The organism is Bifidobacterium sp. LH_230 (assembly GCF_056357555.1).
Window position 1 is genome coordinate 1 of the sequence record NZ_JBKEWJ010000014.1, and the last position, 26,874, is coordinate 26,874.

Consider the following 26,874-nt stretch of genomic DNA (forward strand, 5'->3'; position numbering starts at 1 on the left):
CGGCAGCGCCGCCATCGCCACGCCCCTCGACCACATCGTCGTTCTTCAAGGTCACCATCATTCAATCCTTCCAGAATGGCAGCCCATACACAAACAATTAGACACCCTCCTGGGGGAGCGTCACACCCTCCAACGGCACTGTCGTCTCATCCGTCGAAAGTCCCGCCGTCATCGACCTCGCCATTCCCAACCCACGCCTGTGGTCGCCGGATGAGCCGAACCTCTACATCGCCCGTATCCGCTACGAATCGGCAGCCGCCGACCCGGATGACACCAACCCCACCTCCGACGAAGCCGCCGTCACCTTCGGCATTCGCACCCTCACTTGGGACGACCGCGGCTTCCAAATCAACGGCCAACGCGTCATCATCCAAGGCGCGTGCGTCCACCACGACAACGGCGTCCTCGGCGCGTGCGCCTACCCGGACGCCGAGGAACGCAAGGTCGCCCTGCTCAAACGCGCCGGCTACAACGCGATCCGCTCCGCCCACAACCCCTGCTCGAAGGCCCTGCTCGCCGCCGCCGACCGGCTCGGCATGCTCGTCATGGACGAGTACATCGACCACTGGTACATCCACAAAACCCAGCACGACTACGTGGACCAGTTCCGCGACCACTGGCGCGCCGACCTCGCGAGCATGGTCGCCAAGGACCGCAACCACCCCAGTGTCGTCATGTACTCCATCGGCAACGAGGTCAGCGAAACCGCACAACCGCGCGGCATCCGCCTCGCCCGCGCCATGACCGAGCACCTGCACCGGCTCGACCCCACGCGCCCCGTCACCTGCGGCATCAACATCTTCTTCAACTTCCTCAGCTCGATCGGCCTCGGCTTCTACTCGGACGCCAAAGCCGCGAAAGAGGCCGCGAAGGCCGAACGTCTGCGCCGGCGCGGCAGACTGCCCGGCCGCCGCCGTCTGGTCGGCAGCGAGTTCTTCAACAAACTCACCGTCCTGCTCGGCGCGCGGGTCATGAAACGCGCGGCCGTGCTGCCGCCGTGCGACTGGGTGACGCGCGGCGCGTTCGCCCAACTCGACATCGCCGGCTACAACTACGGCATCGAACGCTACCTGCATGATCTCAAGCACTACCCGCACCGGCTCATCCTTGGCTCGGAAACGTTCTGCGAGGACGCGTACCGCTTCCGCGAGCTCGCCAAACGGCATCCGCGCGTGATCGGCGACTTCGTGTGGGCCGGCATGGATTACATGGGCGAGGCCGGCATCGGCTCGTGGGAGTACGAGGACTACGCGCCGCTCAGGATCGGGTTCGGCTGGCTGACCGCCGGTTCCGGCCGGCTCGACCTGACCGGGCGGTCGCTCGGTGAGGCGCTGTACACGCGCGTCGCGCTCGAGGCGGGCGGCGACCGCGGTCCGTACATCGCGGTGCGGCCGGTCAACCACACCGACGACCGACATTCGCCGAGCGCGTGGAAGATGACCGACGCGATGCCGTCGTGGAGCTGGAACGGCTGCGACGGGCGGCTTGCGCACGTGGAGGTGTACGCGCGGGCCGCGTCGGTGCTGCTGCTGGTCAACGGTCGCGAGGTCGGGCGGCGGGTGCTGCGCGACGACTGCGTGGCGCGGTTCGTGTGCGCGTACCGGACGGGAGTGATCGAAGCGGTCGCCTACGACGAGGCCGGGCGTGAGATCGGACGGCGGTCGTTGCGCAGTGCGAACGATCGCACCGAACTGCGGGCGGCGGTCGAGTGGCCGGCTGACGGTTGGATGCCGGAGACGGTCGGCCGTTTGATTGACGGGCTGACTGCCGATACTGCCGGTGGGCCGGATGGCTGTTCGACTGACGGGTTGGTTGGCGGGCAGATCGGCGGGCCGGATGACGGTCGAAATCGTACGACGAATGACGGTTTTGCGGACGGTCGGATCGACGGCGGTCAGACCGCCGAGCGCAGTGCCGTCGCGCCCGGTCATCTCGCGTTCGTGCGCGTGCACTATACCGACGATCACGGCATCGCCAAACCGCTCGAACGCGGCCTGCTGCACGCTCATGTGGCCGGCGGCCGACTGCTCGGATTCGGTTGCGCCGCGCCGTACAACCGCGGCAGTTTCGTGACCGGCGAGACCGGCACGTACTACGGCGAGGCGCTCGCGGTCGTGCAGGTGCCGGAGGATGCGCGTGCCGGCGATGCGGTGGTGCTGAGCGTCGCCGACGAGGAGTCGCATGCGGCACAGGTTGTCATCGACGTCGCGTGACACGACGATGATCTGGTGACAACCGCATGTCCGAAATCGCGGTGATGCGACCGTGGCGAGCCGTGACTGTAGTTGCTGACGCCGGTCGCGGATCGGTGACCGGCGCGGTCAGCCGATGTATCCGTCGATGTGCAGCGTCTGCGCGGCGACCTGCTTGATGACCGCGTCCGGCGTGTCCGGATGCAGTCGTATCAGCGAGATCAGGCCGACGATCAGCGTGTAGAACGTCTCGTGGGTGTTGCGGATCGGCATGCCGTGCAGCTGCTCGAATTCGCGCACGGTCGTGCGGCAGAAGTAGTCCGCGATCCGGTCGGCAGCGTGGTCGATGAACTTGATGTACAGCTCGGCGTTGCCGGTCTGCATCAGTCGTGCGCTGAACGGTCCTTCGTCGGCGATGATCGCGCGGGTGAGCCGCACGATGTCGTCGAGCGCCTTGTCGATGTTGCCGATCTCTCGTTCGGTGTTCCACTGGTCGAGTTTGGCGAGCATCGTGTTGATCGCGTCTTCGATGACCGCGTCGGCCACTTCGTTCTTGTCGGCGAAATAGTGGTAGAACAGCGAGCGCGTCATGTTGGCGCGTTCGGTGATGTCGCTGATGGTGAGTTTGGCGAATCCGGTGTCGAGGCATGCCGCGCGCGCCGCTTTGATGATCTGCATGCGGCGTGCGTCGCCGCGCGTCATGTCCCGTGCCGCTTGTTCTGCCATGATTGCCGCTCCTTGGGCTTAAGTCGCGGCCGGTGTCGTTGCTGGCTGCGATCGTTTGCAACCCAGTGTATGCCGGATGGTTGACGATATGTCAACAAGCGTCGGTGCAGTGATTCGGTACAGTGACGCGATGATGCGGTGTATGACACAGGATGTGACACGGCGCGTGACACGGTGCGCGATGCGTTGCGCCACGTGGTGCGCGGCACAAGGTGTGACGTGGTGCGCGGCACAAGGTGTGACGCGCCGCGTCACGAGCCGCGTCACGAGCCGCGTCACGAGCCGCGTGACACGGCGCGGTTCGGCGCAGTCGCCACCCGCGCCACTGCTGCGTCCGCGCGGTCTCGCGCCACGCCATCCCACGGCGTCCGCATGCTGGGTGGGCGACCACGCGGCGATCGTCGCGATCCGTATAATCGTGCCGCTTACGTAGAATGGGCGGCAAGTTTTCAACCTTGCCAAATTAGAGAGAATGGACAGCAGTGGCTCTCATCGTGCAGAAGTACGGCGGTTCGTCGGTCGCCGATACGGACTCCATCAAGCGCGTGGCCAAGCGCGTCGTCGAGACGAAGAAGAAGGGCAACAAGGTCGCCGTGGTCGTCTCCGCGATGGGCGACACCACTGACGATCTGATCGATCAGGCGCTCAGCATCGACTCCAACCCGCCCGAGCGCGAGATGGACATGCTCATGACCGCCGGCGAACGCATCTCCATGAGCCTGCTCGCGATGGCCATCCACGCCGAAGGCGACCGTGCGCACTCGTTCACCGGTCAGCAGGCCGGCTTCTTCACCGACGCGCGTTACGGCGCGGCCCATATCAAGGCCGTCAAGCCGGACCGTGTCAAGAACGCGCTGTCGCTGGGCGACGTCGCGATCGTCGCCGGCTTCCAGGGCATCAACGCGAAGGGCGACGCGACCACGCTCGGCCGCGGCGGCTCCGACACGTCCGCCGTCGCGTTGGCCGTCGCGCTCGGCGCGGACATCTGCGAGATCTACACCGACGTGGACGGCATCTTCACCGCCGACCCGCGCATCGTGCCGACTGCGCGGCGCATCCCGGTGATCGGCTACGACGCGATTCTCGAGATGGCCAGCTGCGGTTCCAAGGTGCTCGCGCTGCGTTGCGTCGAGTACGCGCAGCGATTCAACATGCCGCTGCACGTGCGCAGCTCCTTCTCGCACCGGCCGGGCACGCTGGTCGTGCCGGACGGCGTCGACCCGCGCACGCTGCCGAACCTGGACTGACGACACCGACCGACCTCAGTCATACGTAACCGATACAGACTTTCCCGAACGAGTAAGGCGACAATCATGAGCGACAACAACAGCAACAACGAATCCAAGTCGATGGGCGACCTGTTCCCCGATCTCGGCCCCGAGGCGCCGGTCATCTCCGGCATCGCGCACGACCGTTCCGAGGCGCTCGCCACGGTGCGCGGCGTGCCGAACGAGCCGGGCATGGCCGCGAAGGTGTTCACCGAGCTGGCCTCCGCCGGCGTGAACGTGGACATGATCGTGCAGGCCGGCGCGTCGGTCGGCACCGCGGACATCTCGTTCACCGTGCCGGAATCGACCGTCAAGCAGGTGCAGGATGTGCTGCTCGACAAGCACGACGAGCTGGGCTACCGTTCGTTCGACGTGGACACGAACGTGGGCAAGGTGGCCGTGGTGGGCGTCGGCATGAAGACGCACTCCGGCTTGGCGGCGAAGTTCTTCACCGCGCTCAGCGAGAAGGGCATCAACGTGCTCATGATCTCGACGTCCGAGATCCGTATCGCCGCGCTCGTGCCGCTCGAGCAGCTCAACGACGCGGTGCGCGCGCTGCACACCGCGTACGGGTTGGATTCCGATCAGATCGAAGCCGTCGTCTACGGCGGCACCGGTCGCTGATTCGGCGGCCGGGGCCTGACGGCCGAGCACATACGATTGCGGGCGGTTGCCCATAGGAATGATAGGTTCCTATGGACAACCGCCCGTTTTTGTTAGCGCGTTAGCGGGCCGCCGTAATTGGTTGGTCGGTTGCGGCCCGGACAGGCCGTCCACACCCCGTCAGAAGTGCGCCGCGAGCCGCTTCTCGCAGTAGCCCTGCAGCCACGTGAGCACGGTGCAGAACAGCAGGTAGATCAGGCCGACCTCGATGTACAGTGCCAGCGGCTCATAGTAGATCGCGACCACGCGCTGCGCGGACATGAACATCTCGACCACGGTGATGTTCGCCGCCAGCGACGTGTCCTTGACCAGTCCGATGAACGTGTTGAACAGCGCCGGGAACGCGGAGCGGAACGCCTGCGGCAGGATGATGCGCCGCATAATCGTCACATACGGCATGTTCACCGCCTCGCCAGCCTCGAACTGCCCCTTCGGCACGGCGAGAATCGCGCCGCGCAGCGTCTCCGCCGCATACGCGCCCACGTTGAGCGAGAACGCGATCACCGCGGACGGCAACGCCGGAATCGTCACGCCGATCGACGGCAGGCCGAAGAAGATCACGAACAGCTGCACCAGCAGCGGCGTGCCGCGGAACACCCAGATGTACAGCCATGCGATCTGCGAGAGCACCGGCACCTTCGCCACGCGCACGAGCGCGACGACGATCGCCAGCAGCAGGCCGATCGCGAACGAGACGAGCGTGAGCGGGATGGTCACGGTCAATCCCGGGATAAGCAGCTTCATGAAGGAATCCGTGACGATTCCCCAAACTCGTGCGTCCATCGCGCCGTCCTTTGCTGATTGGTCCTGTATCGGATGGTTGTACTGTACGCAAGCGGCCGGCCAAGCCCGTCATGCGGTACCTGGCCGGCCGATTACGCCATGAATCACTCCTGCGAGAAGTCCTCGCCGAAGTACTTCTCCGAAATCTTGGTGAGCGTGCCGTCCTTCTGCAGCTTGGCGATCGCGTCGTTCACGGCCTTGACCAGATCGTCGCTGCCCTTGCGGAACGGCAGCTGTGCGGCCGGGGTCTTCTCGGTCTTCGCGGCGATCTTGATGTTCGCGTCGGACTTCTGCTTGAGGTAGTCGAGCACCGCGAGACCGTCGTTGAGCGTCACGTCGGCGCGGCCGGACTGCAGCGCCTCGACGGCCTGGCCGAAGTCGTTGACCTGCACGATCGTCGCGCCCTTTTCCTGAGCGGTCTTGTTCCAGTTGCTCGTGCCGGTTTCGGCGGCCTTGAGGCCCTTGACGTCGTCGAACGAGGAGACGTTCTTCGGGTTGTCCTTGGTGGTGACGACCACGCCGTACGAGTAGGTGTACGGGTCGGAGAAGTCGTACTTCTGCTTGCGTTCGTCGGTCGCGCTGATCTGGTCGGCGACCGTGTCGTACTTCTTCGCGTCGACGCCGGCGAGCAGCGAGTCGAAGCTGCCCTCGGCGAACTCGGCCTTGACGCCGATCTCCTTGGCGATGGCCGTGGCGACCTCGACGTCGTAGCCGGTCAGCTCGTTCGTGCTGGTGTCGTGGTAGCTGAACGGCGCGTAGGTGCCTTCGGTCGCGAACACGATCTTGCCGGCGGACTTGACCTGTTCGAGCGCGGAGGCGGACTCGTTGCCGGGGCCGCCGGTCGTGGAGCCGCATGCGGCGAGCGAGAACAGTGCGGCCGCGGCGGAGACGAGCGCGACGGTCTTGCGGACGATGCCGTGATTGATGGACATGATGAAACCCCTCTCTTCTGGTTTATCTTGTCTTGGTTTGGTTGGATTGATGATTGGTTGGCTGTTAGTGTGTGTGACGATGACCAGTTCGGATGATGTCGGCTGTCGCGATCGGTGATCCGATGGTTCGATCGGATCGACTCACGCGTTCGCCGGGACGACCAGCACGTTGTTCGCTGACGACAGGAACTCCGCGGTGCGAGGCTGGGTCGGATGCTCGAAGATCTGCTCCGGCGACCCCTGCTCGACGATCGATCCGCCTTCGATGAACACCACCTTGTCGGATGCCTCGCGGGCGAAGCGCATCTCGTGCGTGACCATCAGCATGGTCATGCCGTCCTTGCCGAGCTGCTTGATGACCTCGAGCACGCCGTTGACCATCTCCGGGTCCAGCGCCGAGGTTGGCTCGTCCAGCACGAGCAGTTCCGGGTTGAGCGCCACCGCGCGGGCGATGCCGACGCGCTGCTGCTGGCCGCCCGACAGCGTGCTCGGATACCGGTCCGCGAAATCGGCCAGGCCGACGCGGTCCAGCTGCTCGCGGGCGATCCTGTGGGCCTCGTCGGGCTTGAGGCCCTTCGAGTAGATCAGTCCTTCGGCCACGTTCTGCAACGCGGACTTGTTGAGGAACAGATTGTAGTTCTGGAACACGAAGCCGATCTTCGAGCGGACCTTGCGGATGTCGGCGGACTTGGTCGAGGTCAGATCGACCGCGCCGTCGCCGAAATCGATGGTGCCGGCGTCGGCCCGCTCCAGAAAGTCGAGGATGCGCAGCATCGTGGACTTGCCGGAACCGGACGGGCCGATCACCGTCACCACGTTCTTGCGCGGGATGTCAAGATCGACCCCGTTCAGCACGGTCGTGCTGCCGAAGCTCTTGCTCACGCCCCTGATCTCGATCATCCGTATCCTCCTGGTCGAACTGCGTTGCCGTGGTCGCGATGGTGTATATGGGCACGGCAATGCAGTCGATGCTATACACCACCGCCAACCTTAGCTCACAGAGAACGTGTGCAGGACGGTGCGGCTATACGAATTGCCTATAGGGCGTTATTGGGGAGGCAGCGTCAAGCGACCGAATACGTTTGCGTGTGGAAATCGCAGGTGACGACGGTGCCGTTCGCGAACGTCGAACGCTGGACGAGCGGGTCGCCGCCGACGAAGTCGTGCCGCACCAGCTCGCTCATGCCGACCTGCTCGTGCAGCGCGGCGACCGCGTTGCACCGTTCGATGTCGTTCTCGGCCTGCGCCTTCTGCTCCGGGCTCATGTCGCCGTCCACGCCAACGTATGCGGCGTCGCGGATCAGGTACGGCGCGCCGCCGTTGATGAGCGCGTACAGCATGTAGTCGTCGCCGCCGGCCACGCGCTCCATCATCCACGGCTCGATCACGCAGTCATGGTAGACGAGGTTGTACAGCGGCACCGGCACGCCCTGGCGCGGCGTGGACGGATCGCGCATCTGGAAGTCGTACGGCGCGTAATGGCAGAACACGAGGCTCGGCACGGCCCAGTCCGACACCTCCTCGGAGCTGGAGAGGATGCCGTGCGAGAGCAGGTATTCGAAGCATTCCGCGCGGCGCTCGTAGCAGTCGCGGCGCGTCATGCGGTGCTCGGGATTCGCGCATTCGTCGCCCTCGTTGCAGGTGAACACGTCGAGGTACGCGCAGTCGAGCTTCACTCCGTTCGCGGCGATTTCGGCAAAGTTCCTGCGAACGTAGTCAGGCGCGAGTTCGGCGCATAGGAAGGTCTGGTGGCCGCCCGCCCAGATCGACTGCTCGGGATTCGTGCCGTCGGGCAATTGCACCGCGTTGTTGCGGTCGAACGTGGGCGCGGAGAAGTAGTAGTCACGGTACTGGTCGTGCGTGCCGAACAGGTCGCCGTGCTCGTGGCAGTCGTCCACGAGCGCCTTCATGCCGGCCCAGCCGCCGGCCTCCTCGCACGCGGGCAGATAGTCCGGATGGCTGTTGTCGTAGCCCGGCTCGGCCCAGCCGTCGAGATGCATGTAGATCTTGCCTGCGCCGAGTTCGTGCAGCGTGTCGAGCTGCTTGCGGCGGGCTGCGAACGATGTCACGTGCTGGTTCAGTTCCGGGTGTTCGTGATCGTAGTAGCGCGACTCCGGCTGAACGACGGTTTTGATGCCGACGTGCATCCACGAGCAGCCGATCAGATCGCGCACAGACGGGTTGCGCGCGGCCTTTTCGACCAACGTACGCAGACGGCCGCGCTCGTTGACGTACGCGCGGTAGGCCTTGGCGGCCGCCGTATGATCGGCGTGCTCGAGGAAGCGATAGCGCACGATGCGACGGTAGTCCATGCGGCCGAGGCTCGGCTCGAACCACATGCCGATGCGCGTGCCGACAGTAGTGGGAAGATTGTCCCGTTCGACTGTCGCCTCGGCCGGAATGACGGTGTTGCTGGTCTCGTCGGTTGGAACGGCGGTGCTGCTGGCTGTGCCGGCTGTGCCGGCCGAGACGGTGACGTCATTGGCGACCGTGGTATCGCCATCGTTCGCAGCGGTGCCGTCATCGACGCCGTTCGCCGGGTGTTCGATCTCGTAGCCGGCGTTCCACGGGGTCTCGCAGATCGCGATGTAGCCGGGGCGATTCGCGTCGCTGCCGCCGCGGATCTGCGCGTACCACGGCATGTATCCGCCCGCCGTCTCGAACCGGCCCTTGAATACGATGTCACCGTGCGCCGAGCTGACCGCGACCGGCCATGTGTTCGGGATCAGCACGCCCTGCTGGTGCGTGATCAGCGTGACGTCATGATCGTCCAGCGCGTCGAATGCCATCTCACCCGGCCAAGTCAGCTTCGTGACCGCGAAACCGGTCTCATCCAGCGGAATCCACTCGAACCGCACATCGCCGGAGACACGCTCGACCCACACATACGTCGCGAACGCGAACGTCGGCGCCACCGCGTTGCCGGAAGCTGCATCGCCATCCGTGGCGTCCGCGGACCCCTTGCCGGCCGCGAAACCGCGGTACGTGCTGAACACGCCCTCGCCGGTGCCGGTCTTGCGTAATTCGTGCGTGATCTCGGCCGCATCGGTGAACGCGAACGTATGCTCTTCGGCTGTCTTGCCGGTGCCGGCATCGGCCGTATTGTCCGTCGCATCGATCGCCGTGCTGCCGGCACTGCGGTCGTCGCCCGTATTGGTCGCGACTCCAGCCGCATCAGTCGGTGCGTCCTTGCCGGTGGTGCTCGTGCCATCGCCGGCATCGACGAACCGGCCGGTGATCGTCGGCGCGAATCCGTCCCGCCACGACCATTGCGCGACCGAACCGTCCGCATTCTCGCGGCGGAACGTGAATCGCAGCGTCTCCTCATCGAACAGCACCGTGGTGCCCGCGCCGGTGAATTGCATCCGTATGCCTCCTCGCAGCAAACAGTAGTGGCGATTTTCTCCCGCTTACCATACCCGCCACGGGCGCAAACCGCCACCGAACTGCCGCCGGGCCGCGCCCGAGAACCGATCCGGACTGCGCCCGAGAACCGATTCGGACTGCGCCCGAACCGATCCGAACCGATCCGGACTGCTCCCGGACTGCTCTGGACTGCGGCCGAACTGCTCCGGACCGTCACCGCCCTGCGTCACCGTCGCCGAACCACTTCCGCCTTGTGTCGCCGCCCCCTCCTTGCGTGATATTTTTGCGAGTAGGGTACAGATGCTAGGGATTTCATCACGCAAAAGGGCTCCGTAGCGTGATGTTCTGGCTAGTATCCGGAGTCTGCTCGCTCAAACATCACGGCAGGGGAGGGTCAGCCCCATTGATTCCAGTTCTGCGGGGTGATTCTCAGATACCATCAGCATCTTGCCCCGTTGAGGAGTGCGTTAGCGAGGTCATCCCGGATTCCTTCGGCGTTTTGCCCCGCAAGGAATGAGTTAGCGGGGTAAAACGCCGAAATCTTCGGTTGCCTGCCCCGAGAGGAGGGTGGTTGGCGGGGCAAGTTCCGGAACATGTCGTCAAATTGCCTCGCGAGGAGTGCCTAGTGGGGCGGAATCCGGAAGGGACCGACGAGCGGCCCCGCTGGGATGGCCTCTGGCGGGGCGGAATCCGGAAGGGACCGACGAGCGGCCCCGCTGGGATGGCCTCTGGCGGGGCGGAATCCGGAAGAGTCCGGTGATTGACCTCACGGAAGGAGCCGTAACCGGGGCAAACCGCCGGACGCATCCGGAATCTGCCTCGCAACCTCGGTCAGTTGAAGCCGACGACCCGCTCGGCGATCACATAGCCATGGCGAATCACCCACCGGCCGACCGGGCCGCGCAGGTTGAGCGCGCGCGACATCGCCTTGCGCTTCACATCGCGGTAGATCGCGGGCGAGTGCGCCTCGATCGCCGCCCACATGCGCTTCTTCTTCTCGTAGTTCTCCGAGTCGCGCGACAGGATCAGAAACACCGACGCCACACAGCTTTCGATCGCGAGGAAGTGGATCATGTACTTGTACAGCCCGTCCGGCACGGTGCCCGGCTCCGGCGTCGCCTCGACCATGCGCTCGTTCACCAGAATCAGCTGGTCGACGCGGCGGATCATCACGTCGGTCTGCACCGACTGGCCTTCGCGGCCGATGAAGTAGTGGTAGTACGGCATGTCGAGGTACATCATCGTGCGCACCTTGGTGAACGGCTGGTATGCGTAGATGAAGTCGACGTAGAACGTGTGCTCGGGCAGCACCATGCCGGACTCGCGCACGACCTCGGTGCGGAACGTGAGCGCGTGCATGAGGATGTACTCCGCGAGGCCGAAGTGGCCCAGATCGTCCCACGTGAGGATCTCGCCCGCGCGCATCGCATGGCGGAAGTTGACCGTGTGCAGTCGACGCTTGCCAACCTTGTCATACACGTAGTTCGACACGACCATGTCGACCGGGCTGTCCGATGCGCATTGCGAGCGCAGCGTGTCCATCATCGTGTCGATCGACTGCGAGTCGATCCAGTCGTCCGCGTCCACGACCTTGACGTACGCGCCGCGGGCGTTCGCGATGCCGGTGTTGACCGCGCCGCCGTGGCCCTTGTTCGGCTGATGGATCGCGCGAACGTTCGCAGGCCAGCGCTTGGCGTACGTGTCGGCCAGCGCCGGGGTCGAGTCATGCGAACCGTCGTCGACGATGAGCACCTCGATGTCGCTCGTGTCGCTCGCCTGCAGCAGCGACGTGACGCAGCGCTCGAGATATTCCTCCATGTTGTATGCGGGCACGATGAAGGTCAGTGTGGTCGCGTTCTGGTTCATGGTCTCCTCGGGATGGTCCCTCGCTGCCGGTTGTTGCTTACCCCAAGCTAGCACTAGCGTCTTATCTGACGCTAGGCTTCGGGCTGATCGTGTACCTTTCGCGGCATGAACGGGTGGGGTCTCGTGGCGGAAATGTCTCGCTGAGGATGGGCCGAGCGAGCGAAAACCGCCACGCGGTGCCAGGCGGATGGTGCCTGGCCCGATCGGATGGGCGATGAGAGGGATGCGTCGGGTTTATTCCGCGGTTTGGCTGATATCGGACGAGACCTGCGACTGATCGGCGTGCGTGGCCGATTGCTGTTCGGCATCGTCCGTGGTCTGGGCCGTGGCCGGCAGCGGCTCGGCCTCCGGACGATGATTGCGCGCGCGCTTGCCCTCGAACCGCAGCGACGGCTTGGAATCGAGCCGCGACAGGCCGTGCCACGCGAGATCGACGATGTATGCGGCGAGCTGCTCCTTGCTGACCTTCGGCCGGTCGGCCCAGTACTGGCCCGTGAAGACGATCATGCCGACGAGCATCTGCGCGTAGTACGGCACGCCCTTGGTCGACAGTTTCTGCCGTTTGAACGACGCGGTGAGCAGGTCCTCGACCTGCAGCGAGATGTCGCCGAGCAGCGAGCTGAACGAGCCGGCCGGATCGGTGCTCGGCGAGTCGCGCACGAGGACCTGGAATCCGTCCGCGTTCTGTTCGATGTACGTGAGCAGCGCGAGCGCCGCGCGTTCGACGATCTGCCGCGGATGCGCGTTCGGATCGGTGAGCGTGGCCGTGATCGTGCTGGTCAACGTTTGCATCTCGCGGTCGACGATCACCGCGTACAGGCCTTCCTTGCCGCCGAAATGCTCGTATACGATCGGCTTGCTCACCTTCGCGGTCGCGGCGATCTCCTCCACGCTCACCGCCTCGAACCCCTTCGCGGCGAACAGCGCGCGCCCGACCTGAATGAGCTGCTCGCGGCGCTGAAGTGATGTCATGCGTGACGTATTTCCCATAGTGCCCCAGTCTAGCCGGGCGGTTCGTATATGCCGTGAGCAGGTGGCACGTCGCCGGCTTGCGGCGCCGTCACTCGCACAGCCAATCGATGACGTTGCGTATGCGGATGCCTTCCTTGGTGACGCCCTCGCTGTACCAGTCGAGCGTCAGCACCAGACGGGGGAACGCGTCGTTGAGCTGTTGCAGCGGTGTGAGTTCGCGCAGTCGGGTCTGTTCCTCCGTCATGTTCAGCGTGACCTGAATATACTGGCGTTCGGCGTTGTTCCGAGCGATGAAATCGATTTCGCCACCCGGCACCGACCCGATGGAAACCTCATATCCGCGACGTTTAAGTTCCATGAAGACGATGCCTTCAAGCTGGGCGCCCCGGTCGGCTCCGGTGAACCCTGTGGCCAGATTGCGCAGACCGTTGTCCACCGGATAGTACTTGCGTTGCGGCCGCAGCAGTTCCTTGCTCCGTATGCGCGTCTGCTCGGCGGAATAGATGATGAACGCCTTTTCCAAAGCGTCGATCTGGTTGTCGATGGTCGTGTACGTCGCGTTTGCCCCTGCGCCTTTGAGTGCTTTGACCACGTTGTTCACCGAGAACAGGTTTGCGGACGTGGAGAACAGGTATCGCGACAGTTTTTCCAAGGTGGCGATGTCCCGGATGCCGTATCGTTTCGCTACGTCCTTCATGACCACCGATTCGTAGACGGCGGTCAGGATCTCCGTCGTCTTGCGTTCGTCGGGCAGTCCGGTGACGAAGAGTCCCGGCATACCGCCGAACTGCATGTACTGCGCGAACAGTCGGTCGGCTGGATCGTTCGTTCCGGTTGAGGTCCGGTAGTCTCGATATTCCGCGAAGGACAGCGGATATACGGGGATGGTCACGTACCGTCCAGCCAGATAGGTGGCCAGTTCGCCCGACAGCAGACGTGCGTTCGATCCGGTGATGTAGACGTCGGTATGTTCGCGTGTATGCAGACGGCGTACGACTTCTTCCCAGCCGGGTACGTCTTGGATTTCGTCAAGGAACACGTAGAACGGGCCGGGGACGGCGGCGCTCATTGCGGCGGTGAGGTCGGCGTGAAGCGCCTGTGCGTCGTAGCCGATCGGAATATCGAAGGCGTCGAATCTTCGGGAGAAGATGTTGGATTGCGGCACGCCGTTGTGTTCCAGGGATTGGGCGTAATGGGACAGCAGCGTGCTTTTGCCGCAGCGGCGGACGCCGGTGAGCACTTTGATTTCAGGGGTGTCTCGGTGCTCGTTCAGTGATGTGAGCAGTTTTTCTCGTGTGATGAACATCGTATGGTTTACACCTCCTTATTTCTAGTGTACTGAAATATTGATAAATTCTGTAATGTGATTTCCGGTACGCACCAAAAATTGTGAGTAGATGTGTGATGTTTGCGGGCTGATTGGGTGGAAGAAGGGAGGTTTTTGGCTGTCCGTTGCGGTTTTTAGGCTGGGGGTATGGATACGAATGTGATTATCGGCATTGTGGCCGTGGTGGCCATCGCCGTGTTGTTGATCGCGTGGGGCGTGTGGAACGACCGCTCGCGCAAGGCCGCGCTCAAGCGTGCCGAAGACGAGGCCAAGGCCCGTGCGGATGTGCGGATCGCGGCCGAGGAGGCCGAGGAGCGCAAAGCGCAGGCCGCTGCGGCGGAGAGCGCTCAGGCGGCTGAGGTTGCGGACGGCTCCCAACCCACGCAGGCGGTTTCCGCCGGCAGGGGTGAGGAGGAGGCGTCTGAGGATACTTCGGGTGTGACCCCCTCCGACGCTGCGCGCCACCTCCCCCTGAAGGGGGAGGAAAAGGGGAAGGCTCCGAAGGCTGCTGCGTCACCAGCTGGTGCTGCGGCTTCGGCTCAGGTTTTGGCTGCCGCTGCAGCGCCGAAGGCCGTGGAGTCGCCGGAGACGGCCGGCTCGCGCATCCAGCGGCTCAAGGCCAAGCTCGCCAACAGCGCGAATCCGTTCGGCAAGGCGCTGTTCGCGATCCTCACCAAAGACAACCTGTCCGAATCCGACTGGGAGGACGTCGAGGACACGCTGCTGCTCGCCGACGTCGGCGCGGAGGCCAGCGAACAGCTGGTCGACGAACTGCGCAAGGACGCCCGCATCACCGGCAAGGCCGACGCGGCGGAAGTCCGCGCCAGCCTACGCGACAAGCTCCTCGATCTCGTCGGTCGCGATACGGACCGTCGACTCAACGCGAACAAGGACGGCGCGAGCAAGCCGTCCGTCATCATCATGGTCGGCGTCAACGGCACCGGCAAGACCACGACCGCCGGCAAGCTCGCGCGGCTGTTCGTCTCCGAAGGCAAGCAGGTCGTGATGGGCGCGGCGGACACGTTCCGCGCGGCGGCCGCGGACCAGCTCGAAACGTGGGGCGCGAAGGTGGACGTGCCGGTCGTGCGCTCCGACAAGGACGGCGCCGATCCGGCGTCCGTCGCGTTCGAGGCGAGCGCCAAGGCCAAGGAGATGGGCGCCGACGTGCTCATCATCGACACCGCCGGGCGCTTGCAGAACAAGGCCAACCTGATGGACGAGCTGGGCAAGATCCGTCGCGTGACCGAAAAGAACCTGCCCGTGGACGAAGTGCTGCTCGTGCTCGACGCGACCACAGGCCAGAACGGCATGACGCAGGCCAAGGTGTTCGCCGAGGCGATCGGCATCACCGGCGTGGTGCTCTCCAAGCTCGACGGCTCGGCCAAGGGCGGCATCGTGATCTCCGTGCAGAAGGAGCTCGGCGTGCCGGTCAAGCTCGTGGGACTGGGCGAAGGTCCCGACGACCTCGCGCCGTTCGACCCCGAAGGCTTCGTCGACGGCATCCTGGCGTAAGACCGTCCTTGGCTTCCTCGGTTGAGGGAGCTGTCGAGCGTAGCGAGACTGAGGGAGCGTCACACCTTTCGCGTTCCGCAGCTACGAAGGTCGAAGTGTGTACGCTCCCTCAGTCAGCCTTCGGCTGCCAGCTCCCTCAACCGAGGGAGCCGAGAACGGTAAACGTCCGTACAGTGAAACGTCCGCACCCGCGAAATCGGGTGCGGACGTTTTTTCGTAACATGCCCGTCCGCCGGTTGCCAACGTAATCAAAACCGCACGAATCCGCCGTCATCGCTCCACGAGCGCACCGCCGCGCCCCACACGATCATCGTCGATCCGTCCAATCCTCCCCTCCCTCGTTTTACATGCGCGTAACGTTCCGTAACGTTTCCACAACACGCACGGCGTTCCATACCGTCATGTAAGTCCCCCACAAAGGGACGGCAAAGAGTTACCCCGACCGCTCGGTTCGTGCAACGGGCTGGCGGACAAGATGAAAGAGAGGGAGGTTGACATGGACACTGGAAATGCTGCATGGATGTTGACATCCGCGTCCCTGGTTTTCCTCATGACGCCTGGTGTGGCGTTCTTCTATGGCGGCATGGTTCGTGCCAAGGCCGTGCTGAACATGCTGATGCTGGAGGCCGCCGCGCTGTCGGTCACCGCGATCATCTGGACCCTGTGGGGCTGGTCGATCGCGTACGCCGGCACCTCGATCGGCGGCATCTTCGGTGACCCGGCCACCGGTTTCCTGCTCAAGGATTCGATGGTCGCGCAGGACGGCGTCTTCACCGCCGCCAACACCGACGGCAACTACCCGGGCAGCATCGACGTCGCCTTCCAGACCACGTTCGCGATGATCACCGTGGGCCTGATCTGCGGCGCGATCGCCGAGCGCGTCAAGTACAGCACTTGGATGATCTTCGTCGCCCTGTGGATCACGTTCGACTACGCGCCGATGGCGCACATGGTCTGGAACCACGGTCTGCTCTCCGGTGACGGCGCGATCTCGCAGGCCATCGGCGCCGCCGCGCACGACTTCGCAGGCGGCACCGTCGTCCACATCAACGCCGCAGTCGCCGCGCTGATCATCGTTCTCATCATCGGCAAGCGCAAGGGCTTCGGCGTCACCCCGATCCGTCCACACAACGTCCCGTTCGTCATGCTCGGCGCGTTCCTGCTGTGGTTCGGCTGGTTCGGCTTCAACGCCGGCTCCGCGTTCGGCGCGAACGGCACTGCCGGCTACGCTTGGGTCTCCACCACCGCTGCCGCCGCGGCCGCCATGCTCTCCTGGGGCTTCACCGAGAAGATCCGCACCGGCCACTACACCGCGATGGGCGCGGCCTCCGGTATGGTCGCCGGCCTCGTCGGCATCACCCCGGCCGCCGATGTCGTCTCCCCGCTGTGGGCCATCGTGCTTGGCGCGATCGTCGGCATCCTGACCTGCCTCGCCTGCGGCCTCAAGTTCAAGCTCGGCTACGACGATTCGCTTGACGTGGTCGGCGTGCACGGCGTCGGTGGTCTGACCGGCACCGTCCTCATCGGCTTCTTCGGCGAAGGCACCGGTCTGCTGGCCGGCGGCGACTGGAAGCAGCTCGTCGTGCAGATCATCATCGCGCTCGTCGCGATCCTCTACTCCGGCGTGATCACCGCGATCATCGCGTTCGCGCTCGAGAAGACCATCGGCTGGCGCGTCACCGAAGCCCAGGAAGTCGGTGGAATCGACCTCGCCGATCAGGGCGAACGCGCGTACGATTTTGCTGGAACTGCCAGCTCTGTTCTCAAGGAGGTGAGGTGAGATGAAGCTCATCACCGCTATCATCCAGCCCCATAAGCTCGACGATGTCAAGGAAGCGCTCGCCGCAGCCGGCGTGCACGGCCTGACCGTCTCCGAAGCCAACGGCTACGGCCGCCAGCGCGGCCACACCGAGGTCTACCGCGGCGCCGAATACACCGTGGACCTGATCCCGAAGATCCGCATCGAAGTCCTCTCGGACGACGCTGATGCCGAAACCCTGGTCGACGTGATCGTCAAGTCCGCCGGCTCCGGCACCATCGGCGACGGCAAGGTCTGGGTCGCTCCGCTTGACTCCGTGACCCGCGTGCGTACCGGCGAGACCGGTTCCGCCGCGATCTAACAGACTCCCGAGCCGCTGATTCGGCCTTGTGCCGGGCGGCCGGTTCGGGCATCAGTAAGACAGATCCCCGCACGCAGCGTTACGCCGTGCGGGGATTTCTCGTTTCGTACTTCTTGGCTTTTCTTACTTCCTGTCATTTGACTGAGCGATTTGGCTCCTATGTTCTGTCATTTCGACCGAGCGCAGCGAGTGGAGAAATCTCTTGTTGCGCAACGCATCGAAAGATTTCTCGACTCGGCTGACACCTCGCTCGAAATGGCACATCATGCGCGCTCGGCAAGCACGCGCCCCGGAAAGGATCGGCATGACTTCGGCGGTCGACAAACTCAAAGCACGGTTCATGGATCTCAGCCAGCCCGACGACGACGGCATCTATCGCAACGGTGCGGCCAAACGCAAGGCCCGCACCGACCTCGCGGTCGGCGCGCTGCGGCAACTGTGGTCCGAGGCGACCGCCGGAGTCTCGTTCGACGTACCGTCAACCGGCATCGGCCTGGCCGCGGTCGGCTCGCTCGCGCGCGGGCAGATCGGCCCGTCGTCCGACATCGATCTCGTCATCATCTACGAACCGCACGCGGTCAACGATCAACAACTCAACGAACTCGCTAACAAGATCTGGTATCCGATGTGGGATTCCGGACTCGACCTCGACCATTCCGTGCGCACGCGGCAACAGTGCGAGGCCGTCACCGACAAGGACCTGCCGGCCGCGATGGGCTGGCTCGACGTGCTGCCGCTCGCCGGCGACACCGGGCTGATCGCCGCCACGGCCGCGTCGATTCTCGAACGATGGCGCAAGGCCGCGCGCAAACGGTTGCCGGAACTGCTCGAATCGGCTGAAAAACGATTGAACGAGTTCGGACGACTGCCGTATCTGAACCAGCCGGACATCAAGGAGACGCGCGGCGGTCTGCGCGACTCGGTGCTCGTCTCCGCGCTCGCCGCGTCGTGGCTCGCGGACCGGCCGCACGGCGCGTACGACGCGGCCGTCGAGGCGTTGCTCGACGTGCGCGACTGCATCCATCTGGTCGCGAACAAGGACACGAACCTGCTGCTGCCGCCGTATCAGGCCAAGGTCGCGGCCATGCTCGGCTTCGCCGACCCGACCCTGCCCGAAGGCGAGCGCGAGGCGAAATCCATCGAGGACCTGCAGACGCGGCTGGCGCGCATCGGGCGCACGATCGCGTTCTCGCTCGACTCGACGGCTTCGCGCGCCGAACATTCGCTCACGCACGAGAAACCGCGGTTCTCGTTCTTCCAGATGATGAACCCGCGGGCGGGCGGCAAGCGCGAGGCACCGAAATTCGAGGTGCTGGCGCCGGGGGTGGTCTCGCACGAGCGCGAAGTGGTGCTGGCGCCCGGCGTGGACCCGTCGCGCGATGCGACGCTGGCGCTGCGGGCCGCGGTGGCGGCCGCCGAATTCGAGTTGCCGATCAACCCGGCCACGCTCACGAATCTGCGGCGTTGCCCGATTCGCGATTCGGTGTGGAGCGGGGAGGCGCGCGATCTGTTCGTGCGGTTGCTGGCGTCCGGGCCGGCGTTGCTTGACGTGTGGGACGAGCTTGATTTCGTAGATATTCCGGGGCGTTGGATTCCCGAATGGCTGGGCATTCGCAACCGGCCGAGCGCGTCGGCGGCGCACCGGTACACCATTGATAGGCATAGCGTCGAGGTGGTGACGCGGCTCGGGCGGGTGTCGGCGGCCGGTGCGGGCGGCTCGGCCGCGGCTTCTGGCGGCGAACGGTATGACGACGCGCATTACACGGCGCTGCTGCTGGCCGGTCTGCTGCACGACATCGGCAAGCGGCCGTTCGTGACCGACCATGCGGCCGAGGGCGCGAAGCATGTGCCGGTGATTCTGAAGCGCATGGGGTATTCGCCTGACATCGTGCGCTGGGCCACCGTGTTGGTGCGCGAACATCTGACGCTGTCGGAATTCGCGACCGGTCGCAACCCCTCCGACCCTGCGGTGGGGGATGAGTTGGCCGGGCGGCTTGACCACGACCCGGTGCTGCTGGACATGCTCTTCGATCTGACCCGTGCGGATGGGTCGTCGCTTGGCGCGACCGCGGGCGAGCAGATCACCAAGCAGTACGGGTGGTCGAAATGGCGTGAATCGCTGGTTCGGGCCATGTACAACGCCACGCGCTACCACATGTGAGGTGCGGCGGTGGGCAATTCGTGAACCTTGAGGCAGTTTCTCTCGGTGGTTGGGGTCGTTCTGCGAACTTTGAGGCAGTCGTTCCGGACGAACGGACCGTATGAAGCCGTTCTTTGCTCCCGAACGGCGTGATATGCGCCATGCGCTGCCTCAGGGTTTGCGGAATGACCCTTGCGGAACGGGGAATCTGCCTCAAGGTTTGCGAAACGAGGTGCGGCTTGACGATCGAGAGGCTGAATTGAGCCGCTGTTCGGGTCGGTTTGACGATCGAGAGGCTGTGCCGTCGGCTGTTTCCGGCTCGAATGCCTTACTTTTACCCCCGAAATGTCATTTGTGCACTGGGGGTAGCCTCTCGATCGTCAAACCGACCTCGGCAAGGGGCGGATTCGGCCTCTCGATCGTCAAACCGAGTCATTTCATGTGTGTCATCAGCGCATCCAGCGGTCGGTACGGATGCGCAGGCCGTTGAATATGGCCCGTACCCCCACGAACAGCACGTTGATAATGATCCACAACACAGCCATTCGCGCGGTGTCGCTCGTGATGAGCCAGCCGTCCAGCGCATTGACGGCGATCAGCGCCGGCAGATAGATCGCGGTGGTCGCCGTGCAGCCGACCGCCAGATACCGGTAGTCGTCCGCGCCGATGAGGATGCCGTCGAGCGCCCACATCCAACCGCCGAGTGGTAGGAACACGGCCAGCACGATGCAGCCCACCGTGATGAGGTGCTGTACCTCGGGAGAGGGGGAGAACAGGGGCACCGCGACCGACCCGGCGACGGCGAGTCCGACGCCGAGCGCCGCTCCGGCATACACTCCGGCGCGCCCCGCCACACGGGTCATGGCTTGGGCGTTGCCGCGCCGACCCGCACCCAGCTCCGTCGCTACGAGCGCCTGCCCTGCGATGCCGATCGCGTCCAGCATGTTGATCACGAAATTCCAGCTCGAATTGACGGCTTGGTATCCGGCCAGCACGGTCACGCCCATATGCGTGGCCAACACCACCGTGCCCACCATCGAGACGCGCAGCGCCAACGTCCGCACGAACAGCGGCACGCCGTCGCTCGCCGTATGCATGATGCCACCCAACCTCGGCCGCCAGCTCGCGCCGTCCGCCCGCGCCCACAACAATGCCGGCACCACCAAGAACACGCCCATGAACCATTGCGCGATCAGCGTCGCCGCACCTGACCCCGCGATGCCCCAACCGAACCCGAACACGAACAACACGTCAAGCACGGTATTCACCGCCGCGCCGCCCACCGCCGCGATCAGCGTGACCCGCACCTTCTGCAATCCACGGAAAATCCCGTTCGCCGCATACACCAGCAGCATGCCCGGCAAACCAAACACCACCGCCCGCACATAGGCCACGGCGTTCGCCAGCACATCCCCTCGCGCACCCATCGCCGCGCACAACGGTTCCGCGGCCGCGAACAGCACCGCCGACACCACCACGCCGATGCCCAGCGCCAGCCACAATCCGTCGATGCCGGCCTCGAGCCCCTCGCGCCGCCGCCCCGCACCGATCAGCCGCGCCACCTGCGACGTGGTGCCATACGCCAGAAACACGCACAGTCCGACCGTGGTGAGAATGATGGTCGACCCGACCGACAGTCCCGCCAGCGCCGCATCGCCGATATGCCCGACGATGGCCGTGTCGATCAGCACGAACGCCGGTTCCGCGATGAGCTGCCCGAATGTGGGTATCGCCAGCGCAAGAATACGGCGGCCGACTGCGATCTGGTTCGTTTCCTGAGGCATGTCCCTAACCGTACTCAGATGACTGCCGGCCCGTGAGAGTTCTCGCTGTGCGACAAGCCCACAGGCACATTGTCGCGTCTTGGCTCCCTCGGCCGAGGGAGCTGTCGGCCGAAGGCTGACTGAGGGAGCGTCTCGGCGCATAGGTGCCGCCAAGCAGCACAGTATCGAGCGAAGCGCGATTCCGAATACCCCAAGCACACCGCGCAAAACCGCACATGTTCAGTGTGCGTATGTGATGCACATGATGAGGCAATCGCTTATAGCATAAGATGACCGTTGGTAACAAATCGGCGTCTCGCGAAGAGAGGTCGAATCCACACTTATCCACGAGTTATCCCCAGCTTGTCCACATAGTTATCCCCAATATGTGGATAACTATGTGGATTATGCACCGAGTTATCCCCGAAATGTGGATAACTCGGTTTTATTTATCCACACCGCACCAATCCGAGCGTGTCGCGATGCCAAATCCCACATGAACGGCACATTACGTCTACGTAGCGCAGTCCATCGCACATCATCTTGGGACTGTCCCTCACCTTGCGTGACTTTTTTGCTAGGACCGTCCGGTCCTAGCCCGGATGCCACGCAAACGGCCTTAGGCGCGTGATGTTTTGGCTAGTGTCGGGTCGGTCCTAGCCCGGATGCCACGCAAATGGGGCTGTCCGCGTGATGTTGTTGCCATTAGACCCCGACTACTAGCAGCAACATCACGCGATCATCCTCATCTGCGTGACATTTTTGCTGGCATCGGGCGATTACTATCCCGAATATCACGCAAGAGATGCGTATGACGGGATGCACCGCGTGACGGGGATCACGGCTCGCATGGTGGCGGCTCGCATGGTGGAGGAGCGCGTCGGTGCTGGCTGAGACAGGGCCATATCCGCGAAATATGGCCGGTATGCGGAGGGCAATCTATACTCGGTGACTATGGTAGAAGGAACGACTTGGGATGACGCGAACCCGCAGGGCGATAACGGCTCGGCGGGATCGCAATACGGCCGCGGCGATCGTGGCGGCGACCGCAACGGCAGCCGTAACGCCGGCACCGCGATACGCGACGCGCTGTTCGACCGCGTGCCCCCGCACGACGACGATGCGGAGATGGCCGTGCTCGGCGGCATGCTCATGAGCAAGGACGCCATCGGCGAGGTCTCGCAGATGATCGACGTCACCGACTTCTACCAGCCGAAGCACCAGACGATCTACGACGCGATCATCAACCTGTTCTCCGCGTCCCAGCCGGTCGACGTGGTGCTCGTCGCGAACAAGCTGCTCGCCGACGGCGACCTCGAAAAAGTCGGCGGCGCGGACTACCTGCACAGCCTCGTCGCCTCCGTCCCGACCGCCGCGAACGCCACGTATTACGCCGATATCGTGCACCAGCGCGCCGTCCTGCGCAACGTGATCGCGGCCGGTACCAAGATCGCGCAGCTGGGCTATTCCGCGGAAGGCTCGCAGGCCGAGGACGTGGTGAACCTCGCGCAGGCCGAGGTGTACGAGATGAGCCTGGGCAAGGTGCGGCAGGATTACGCCCCGATCGGCGCGGTGGTGCACGACACGCTCGAACAGCTCGACAAGCTGCAGAACGGCCAGATGGAAAAGGGCGTGCCGACTGGATTCCGCGACATCGACGACGTGACGCAGGGCCTGCAGCCCGGTCAGATGGTCGTCGTCGCCGGCCGCCCGGCCATGGGCAAGTCCACGCTCGGCATCGATTTCGCGCGTGCCGCCGCGCTCAAGCACGGCATGACGACGATCGTGTTCAGCCTCGAGATGAGCAAGGTGGAACTCGCCCAGCGCATCATGTCAGCCGAAACCGGCATCCCGCTCGTGGTCATGCGCCGCGCCGACAACGACAACCTGACGCCCGACCGCTGGCAGCGGCTCAACAACTTCTTGTCGCGCATGCAGAACGCGCCCCTGTTCATCGACGACAGCCCGAACATGAGCCTCATGGAGATCCGCGCGAAATGCCGCCGGCTCAAGCAGACCAACGATTTGAAGCTCGTCGTGATCGACTACCTGCAGCTCATGACCTCCGGCAAGCAGGTGGAAAGCCGCCAGCAGGAGGTCTCCGAGTTTTCGCGTGCGTTGAAGCTGCTCGCCAAGGAGTTGGAAGTGCCGGTCGTGGCCCTGTCGCAGCTCAACCGTGGCCCGGAAATGCGCAACGACAAGAAGCCGCAGCTGTCGGACCTGCGTGAGTCCGGCTCGATCGAGCAGGACGCCGACGTGGTGATGCTCGTGCACCGACCGGACGCGTACGACAAGGAGGATCGTCCCGGCGAGGCGGATATCATCATGGCCAAGCACCGTAACGGTCCGACCGAAACGTTCCATCTGCTGTTCCAGGGCGACCGGTCGCGCTTCTGCGACATGCCGCAGGATTACAGCGTCAATCAGGGGGTGTGAGATGACTTGGACGTCCTTCGCAACGCCGGCGATCGGCAAGCTCGTACGCGCCGCCGCCCGCGTGACCAAACACGGCGGTTCCGCGTTCCCCGGCAAGATCGCCGAGCAGATCGACCCAGGATTCCTTGCGCGAACGTTGGCGCAAGTGCCGCTCGGCGTGGTGCTCGTCTCCGGCACGAACGGCAAGACGACGACCACGCGCATGGTCGCCTCGATGCTGTCCGATCTGGGATTGCGCGTGTTCACGAACCCGACCGGCTCGAATTTCACGCGCGGTGTCGTCTCCGCGTTGCTGGAACGCGTGACGCTCGGCGGCCGGCTGGATGCCGACATCGCCGTGCTCGAGTTGGATGAGGCGTACGCGGTGCATTTCGTGCGGCAGGTCAAGCCGCGGTATGCGTTGCTGCTCAACGTGATGCGTGATCAGTTGGACCGGTTCGGCGAGATCGACAACACCGCACGATTGCTTGGTCATGTGGCCGAGGCGACGACCGGCACGGTGGTGCTCAACCGCGAGGACCCGCGCATCGCACGACTGGCAGAGCTCGTGCGTGAACCGGGTGCGAATGTGCGTTATTTCGGATTGAGCGACGATCTGCGATCGTTCTTCCCGTCCGACGACGACATGGCGACGACCGTCGCCGTGGAGGGCGCGGCTGACTCGGCCGGCGACGACTCAGCCGGTGTGGATGATGGAGCGGGTGACAAGGACCCCCTCAGCCCGGTCGTGCCGGGCAGTTCCTCCTCCCGGGGGAAGCAAGACCCTGCGGGCGCGTCTCCCGTTGCGGCCGATGTGATGGGTGGCAAGGACCCCCTCAGTCCGCTGCGCGGCCAGCTCCCCCTCCCGGGGGGAGCAAAGGCTGTTCCTCTTGAAAGAGACGAATCGGCTATTGCGGATGCTTCATCCTTTCTTTCTGCTCCCCCTGATAGGGGGAGCTGTCCGCGCAGCGGACTGAGGGGGTCAATACCCACCTCATCATCCGGCACCCGGCTTCCCGCCGACGTGACGCTCACCCGCGTGGGCGATCACGAGGCCGATTTCCTCATCGCCGGCGAAACCAGCCCACGCACCACCACCGTGAAGCTCGAAGGCGTGTACAACCTGTACAATGCCGCCGCCGCGCTCGCCGTCGTGCGCGCGGTCGTGGCCGACGCCGCCCATCTCGCCCGCCCGTCCGGCGGCAAGACCGCAGCCGGCTTCGCCGACCGTCTGCACACGTTCGCGCAAACCGGCAGTGATTCCGACGCTCTGCTTGCCGCCGTCTCCCGCGTCACCCCGGCGTTCGGCCGCGGTGAGGTCATCGACGTCAACGGCCAGCCGACCGAACTGCTGCTCGTCAAGAACCCGATGGGCTTCCGCCTCTCGCTCGCCAGCTTCCCGCCGAGTGCCGGCACCGACACGATGATCGTCATCAACGACGAATACGCCGACGGCCGCGACATGAGCTGGCTGTGGGACGTCGACTTCACCAGTCTGCGTGAAACGGGCGTGAAACAGGTCTCCGGCGTGCGTGCGTGGGACATGGCCCTGCGCCTCGAATACGATCAGGTGCCGGTCGGCGCGGTCGACACCGACATCGACGCCGCGCTCGCCGCGTTCGTCAAGCCCGACCCGAGTCGCCCGCACGCGACCCAGCACATCTACTGCACGTACACCGCCATGCTCAAGGTGCGCGCCGCCCTCGCCCGCATCGCCGACGTCGCCGACGCCGGCGTCGGCCAGTGACGGTCCTGTCATGTCGACCGAGGCGAAGCCGAGCGGAGACATCTTAGGATGCCCGGCATGCAAGATTTCTCGACTTCGCTGCGCTTCGCTCGAAATGACGCAGTAGGAATCGGCTGCGCTTCGCTCGAAATGACACGGTAAGACGCAGTCGCACTCGCTCGAAGTGACCTGGTAAATCAACCGTCGCCCTTATGCAACACCAAAGGAAGCCATCATGACCACCATCGACATCATGTCCCTCTATCCGAAAGACATGAACATCTACGGCGACTCCGGCAACGTGCTCACCGTCACGCGCCGTCTTGCGCTCTACGGCTACGAACCGCGCGTCACCGCGTACAATCAGGGCGACGACTGGCCGGACCACGTCGACATGATCCTCGGCGGCGGCGGTCAGGACACCGGCCAGAAGAAGATCATCGACGATCTGTTCCGTCGCGCGGACACGTTGCGCACGCTCGCCGCCGACGGTGTGCCGATGCTGATGATCTGCGGCCTGTATCAGCTGTTCGGCGAGTATTTCGAGACGATCGACGGCACGCGGCTCGACGGCATCGGCGTGATCGGCGCGTACACGGTCGGTCAGGACGTGCGCATGATCGGTAATCTGGTCGAGCATGCCGACGATTTCGGTGATGTGATCGGCTACGAGAACCACTCCGGCCAGACGTTCCTGCGCGACGGCGTACGTCCGCTTGGCCGCGTGGATGTGGACGGCCGCGGCAACAACGGCGAGGACCACACCGAAGGCGCGCGCGTGAACAACGTGATCGGCACGTACATGCACGGCTCGCTGCTGCCGAAGAACCCGAAGATCGCGGATTTCCTGATCCACACGGCCGTCGAACGCCGCTACGGCGTGTTCGAGCCGGAACGGCACCAGACCAACGAACAGCGCGAGGCCCTCGCCCATCTCAACGCCACCGCCGAACAGGCCCGCCGCGTCGCCGCCTCCCGTCCGCGGTAGGGAGGCTTGGGCGCGCGTCCGTTTCCCGCGAGTATCCCACCTCCCGATGTGAGGGAGATCACTGCTCCCGAGTTGCCCCGCGAGCGTTTTCGCCTACAATTAGGAGAAACGTTTC

At 64.4% G+C, this 26,874-nt stretch carries 18 protein-coding genes and 1 pseudogene; 10 read left to right on the forward strand and 9 right to left on the reverse strand.

What is annotated here, in order from left to right; all coding sequences use genetic code 11:
• Positions 1–134 precede the first annotated feature (134 nt).
• A pseudogene (locus tag AC1A0G_RS07540) lies at positions 135–2,213 on the forward strand (glycoside hydrolase family 2 TIM barrel-domain containing protein); the annotation flags it as partial.
• A gap of 108 nt (positions 2,214–2,321) precedes the next feature.
• Here AC1A0G_RS07540 and AC1A0G_RS07545 read toward each other — a convergent pair.
• Complete coding sequence (locus AC1A0G_RS07545) at positions 2,322–2,918, reverse strand: TetR/AcrR family transcriptional regulator (protein ID WP_476528596.1); 597 nt, start codon at positions 2,916–2,918, stop codon at positions 2,322–2,324.
• A 482-nt stretch (positions 2,919–3,400) separates the two neighbouring features.
• Here AC1A0G_RS07545 and AC1A0G_RS07550 point away from each other — a divergent pair, with 482 nt between their 5' ends.
• Both AC1A0G_RS07550 and AC1A0G_RS07555 read left to right on the forward strand, forming a co-directional pair.
• Positions 3,401–4,165: an aspartate kinase gene (locus tag AC1A0G_RS07550; RefSeq protein ID WP_163230047.1), complete on the forward strand. Its 765-nt coding sequence runs from the start codon at positions 3,401–3,403 to the stop codon at positions 4,163–4,165.
• A 66-nt stretch (positions 4,166–4,231) separates the two neighbouring features.
• Positions 4,232–4,810, forward strand: a complete 579-nt coding sequence (locus AC1A0G_RS07555) for an ACT domain-containing protein (RefSeq protein WP_476528598.1) — start codon at positions 4,232–4,234, stop codon at positions 4,808–4,810.
• Between the two features lie 159 nt (positions 4,811–4,969).
• Here the strand turns inward: AC1A0G_RS07555 and AC1A0G_RS07560 are convergent, their stop codons facing one another.
• The 7 genes from AC1A0G_RS07560 to AC1A0G_RS07590 all read right to left on the reverse strand — a co-directional run bounded on the left by AC1A0G_RS07560 (position 4,970) and on the right by AC1A0G_RS07590 (position 14,074).
• On the reverse strand, positions 4,970–5,632 hold the full coding sequence (locus AC1A0G_RS07560) for an amino acid ABC transporter permease (protein WP_476528600.1): 663 nt from the start codon (positions 5,630–5,632) through the stop codon (positions 4,970–4,972).
• Between the two features lie 104 nt (positions 5,633–5,736).
• On the reverse strand, positions 5,737–6,564 hold the full coding sequence (locus AC1A0G_RS07565; RefSeq protein WP_476528602.1) for a transporter substrate-binding domain-containing protein: 828 nt from the start codon (positions 6,562–6,564) through the stop codon (positions 5,737–5,739).
• A gap of 141 nt (positions 6,565–6,705) precedes the next feature.
• On the reverse strand, positions 6,706–7,464 hold the full coding sequence (locus AC1A0G_RS07570) for an amino acid ABC transporter ATP-binding protein (RefSeq protein ID WP_476528604.1): 759 nt from the start codon (positions 7,462–7,464) through the stop codon (positions 6,706–6,708).
• A gap of 164 nt (positions 7,465–7,628) precedes the next feature.
• Entirely contained in the window at positions 7,629–9,929 is a 2,301-nt protein-coding gene (locus tag AC1A0G_RS07575; protein WP_476528606.1) for a DUF5696 domain-containing protein, read from the reverse strand.
• An 832-nt stretch (positions 9,930–10,761) separates the two neighbouring features.
• Positions 10,762–11,796 carry a glycosyltransferase family 2 protein gene (locus tag AC1A0G_RS07580; protein WP_476528608.1) on the reverse strand — a complete coding sequence of 345 codons (1,035 nt, stop codon included), beginning with the start codon at positions 11,794–11,796 and terminating at the stop codon, positions 10,762–10,764.
• A 234-nt stretch (positions 11,797–12,030) separates the two neighbouring features.
• On the reverse strand, positions 12,031–12,768 hold the full coding sequence (locus tag AC1A0G_RS07585) for a TetR/AcrR family transcriptional regulator (RefSeq protein WP_476528610.1): 738 nt from the start codon (positions 12,766–12,768) through the stop codon (positions 12,031–12,033).
• Between the two features lie 88 nt (positions 12,769–12,856).
• The gene (locus AC1A0G_RS07590) at positions 12,857–14,074 is read right to left on the reverse strand and encodes an ATP-binding protein (RefSeq protein ID WP_476528612.1); all 1,218 of its coding nucleotides are present in this window, start codon (positions 14,072–14,074) and stop codon (positions 12,857–12,859) included.
• A gap of 168 nt (positions 14,075–14,242) precedes the next feature.
• Here AC1A0G_RS07590 and ftsY point away from each other — a divergent pair, with 168 nt between their 5' ends.
• From ftsY to AC1A0G_RS07610, 4 genes are all read left to right on the forward strand, one after another.
• Entirely contained in the window at positions 14,243–15,607 is a 1,365-nt protein-coding gene (ftsY, locus tag AC1A0G_RS07595; protein WP_476528613.1) for a signal recognition particle-docking protein FtsY, read from the forward strand.
• A 496-nt stretch (positions 15,608–16,103) separates the two neighbouring features.
• Positions 16,104–17,387 carry an ammonium transporter gene (locus AC1A0G_RS07600; RefSeq protein WP_476528615.1) on the forward strand — a complete coding sequence of 428 codons (1,284 nt, stop codon included), beginning with the start codon at positions 16,104–16,106 and terminating at the stop codon, positions 17,385–17,387.
• Between the two features lies 1 nt (position 17,388).
• Entirely contained in the window at positions 17,389–17,727 is a 339-nt protein-coding gene (locus AC1A0G_RS07605; RefSeq protein WP_152357965.1) for a P-II family nitrogen regulator, read from the forward strand.
• Between the two features lie 304 nt (positions 17,728–18,031).
• Positions 18,032–19,888 (forward strand): [protein-PII] uridylyltransferase family protein, encoded by a 1,857-nt coding sequence (locus AC1A0G_RS07610; RefSeq protein WP_476528617.1) that lies wholly within the window; start codon positions 18,032–18,034, stop codon positions 19,886–19,888.
• Positions 19,889–20,316: 428 nt separating this feature from the next.
• Here the strand turns inward: AC1A0G_RS07610 and AC1A0G_RS07615 are convergent, their stop codons facing one another.
• Complete coding sequence (locus tag AC1A0G_RS07615) at positions 20,317–21,651, reverse strand: MATE family efflux transporter (RefSeq protein ID WP_476528619.1); 1,335 nt, start codon at positions 21,649–21,651, stop codon at positions 20,317–20,319.
• Between the two features lie 933 nt (positions 21,652–22,584).
• On the opposite strand from AC1A0G_RS07615, the gene dnaB reads away from it, so the two are divergent.
• The 3 genes from dnaB to AC1A0G_RS07630 all read left to right on the forward strand — a co-directional run bounded on the left by dnaB (position 22,585) and on the right by AC1A0G_RS07630 (position 26,759).
• Entirely contained in the window at positions 22,585–24,066 is a 1,482-nt protein-coding gene (dnaB, locus tag AC1A0G_RS07620; RefSeq protein ID WP_476528620.1) for a replicative DNA helicase, read from the forward strand.
• Position 24,067: 1 nt separating this feature from the next.
• Positions 24,068–25,792, forward strand: a complete 1,725-nt coding sequence (locus AC1A0G_RS07625) for a MurT ligase domain-containing protein (protein ID WP_476528622.1) — start codon at positions 24,068–24,070, stop codon at positions 25,790–25,792.
• A gap of 211 nt (positions 25,793–26,003) precedes the next feature.
• On the forward strand, positions 26,004–26,759 hold the full coding sequence (locus tag AC1A0G_RS07630) for a type 1 glutamine amidotransferase (protein WP_476528693.1): 756 nt from the start codon (positions 26,004–26,006) through the stop codon (positions 26,757–26,759).
• Positions 26,760–26,874: the final 115 nt, after the last annotated feature.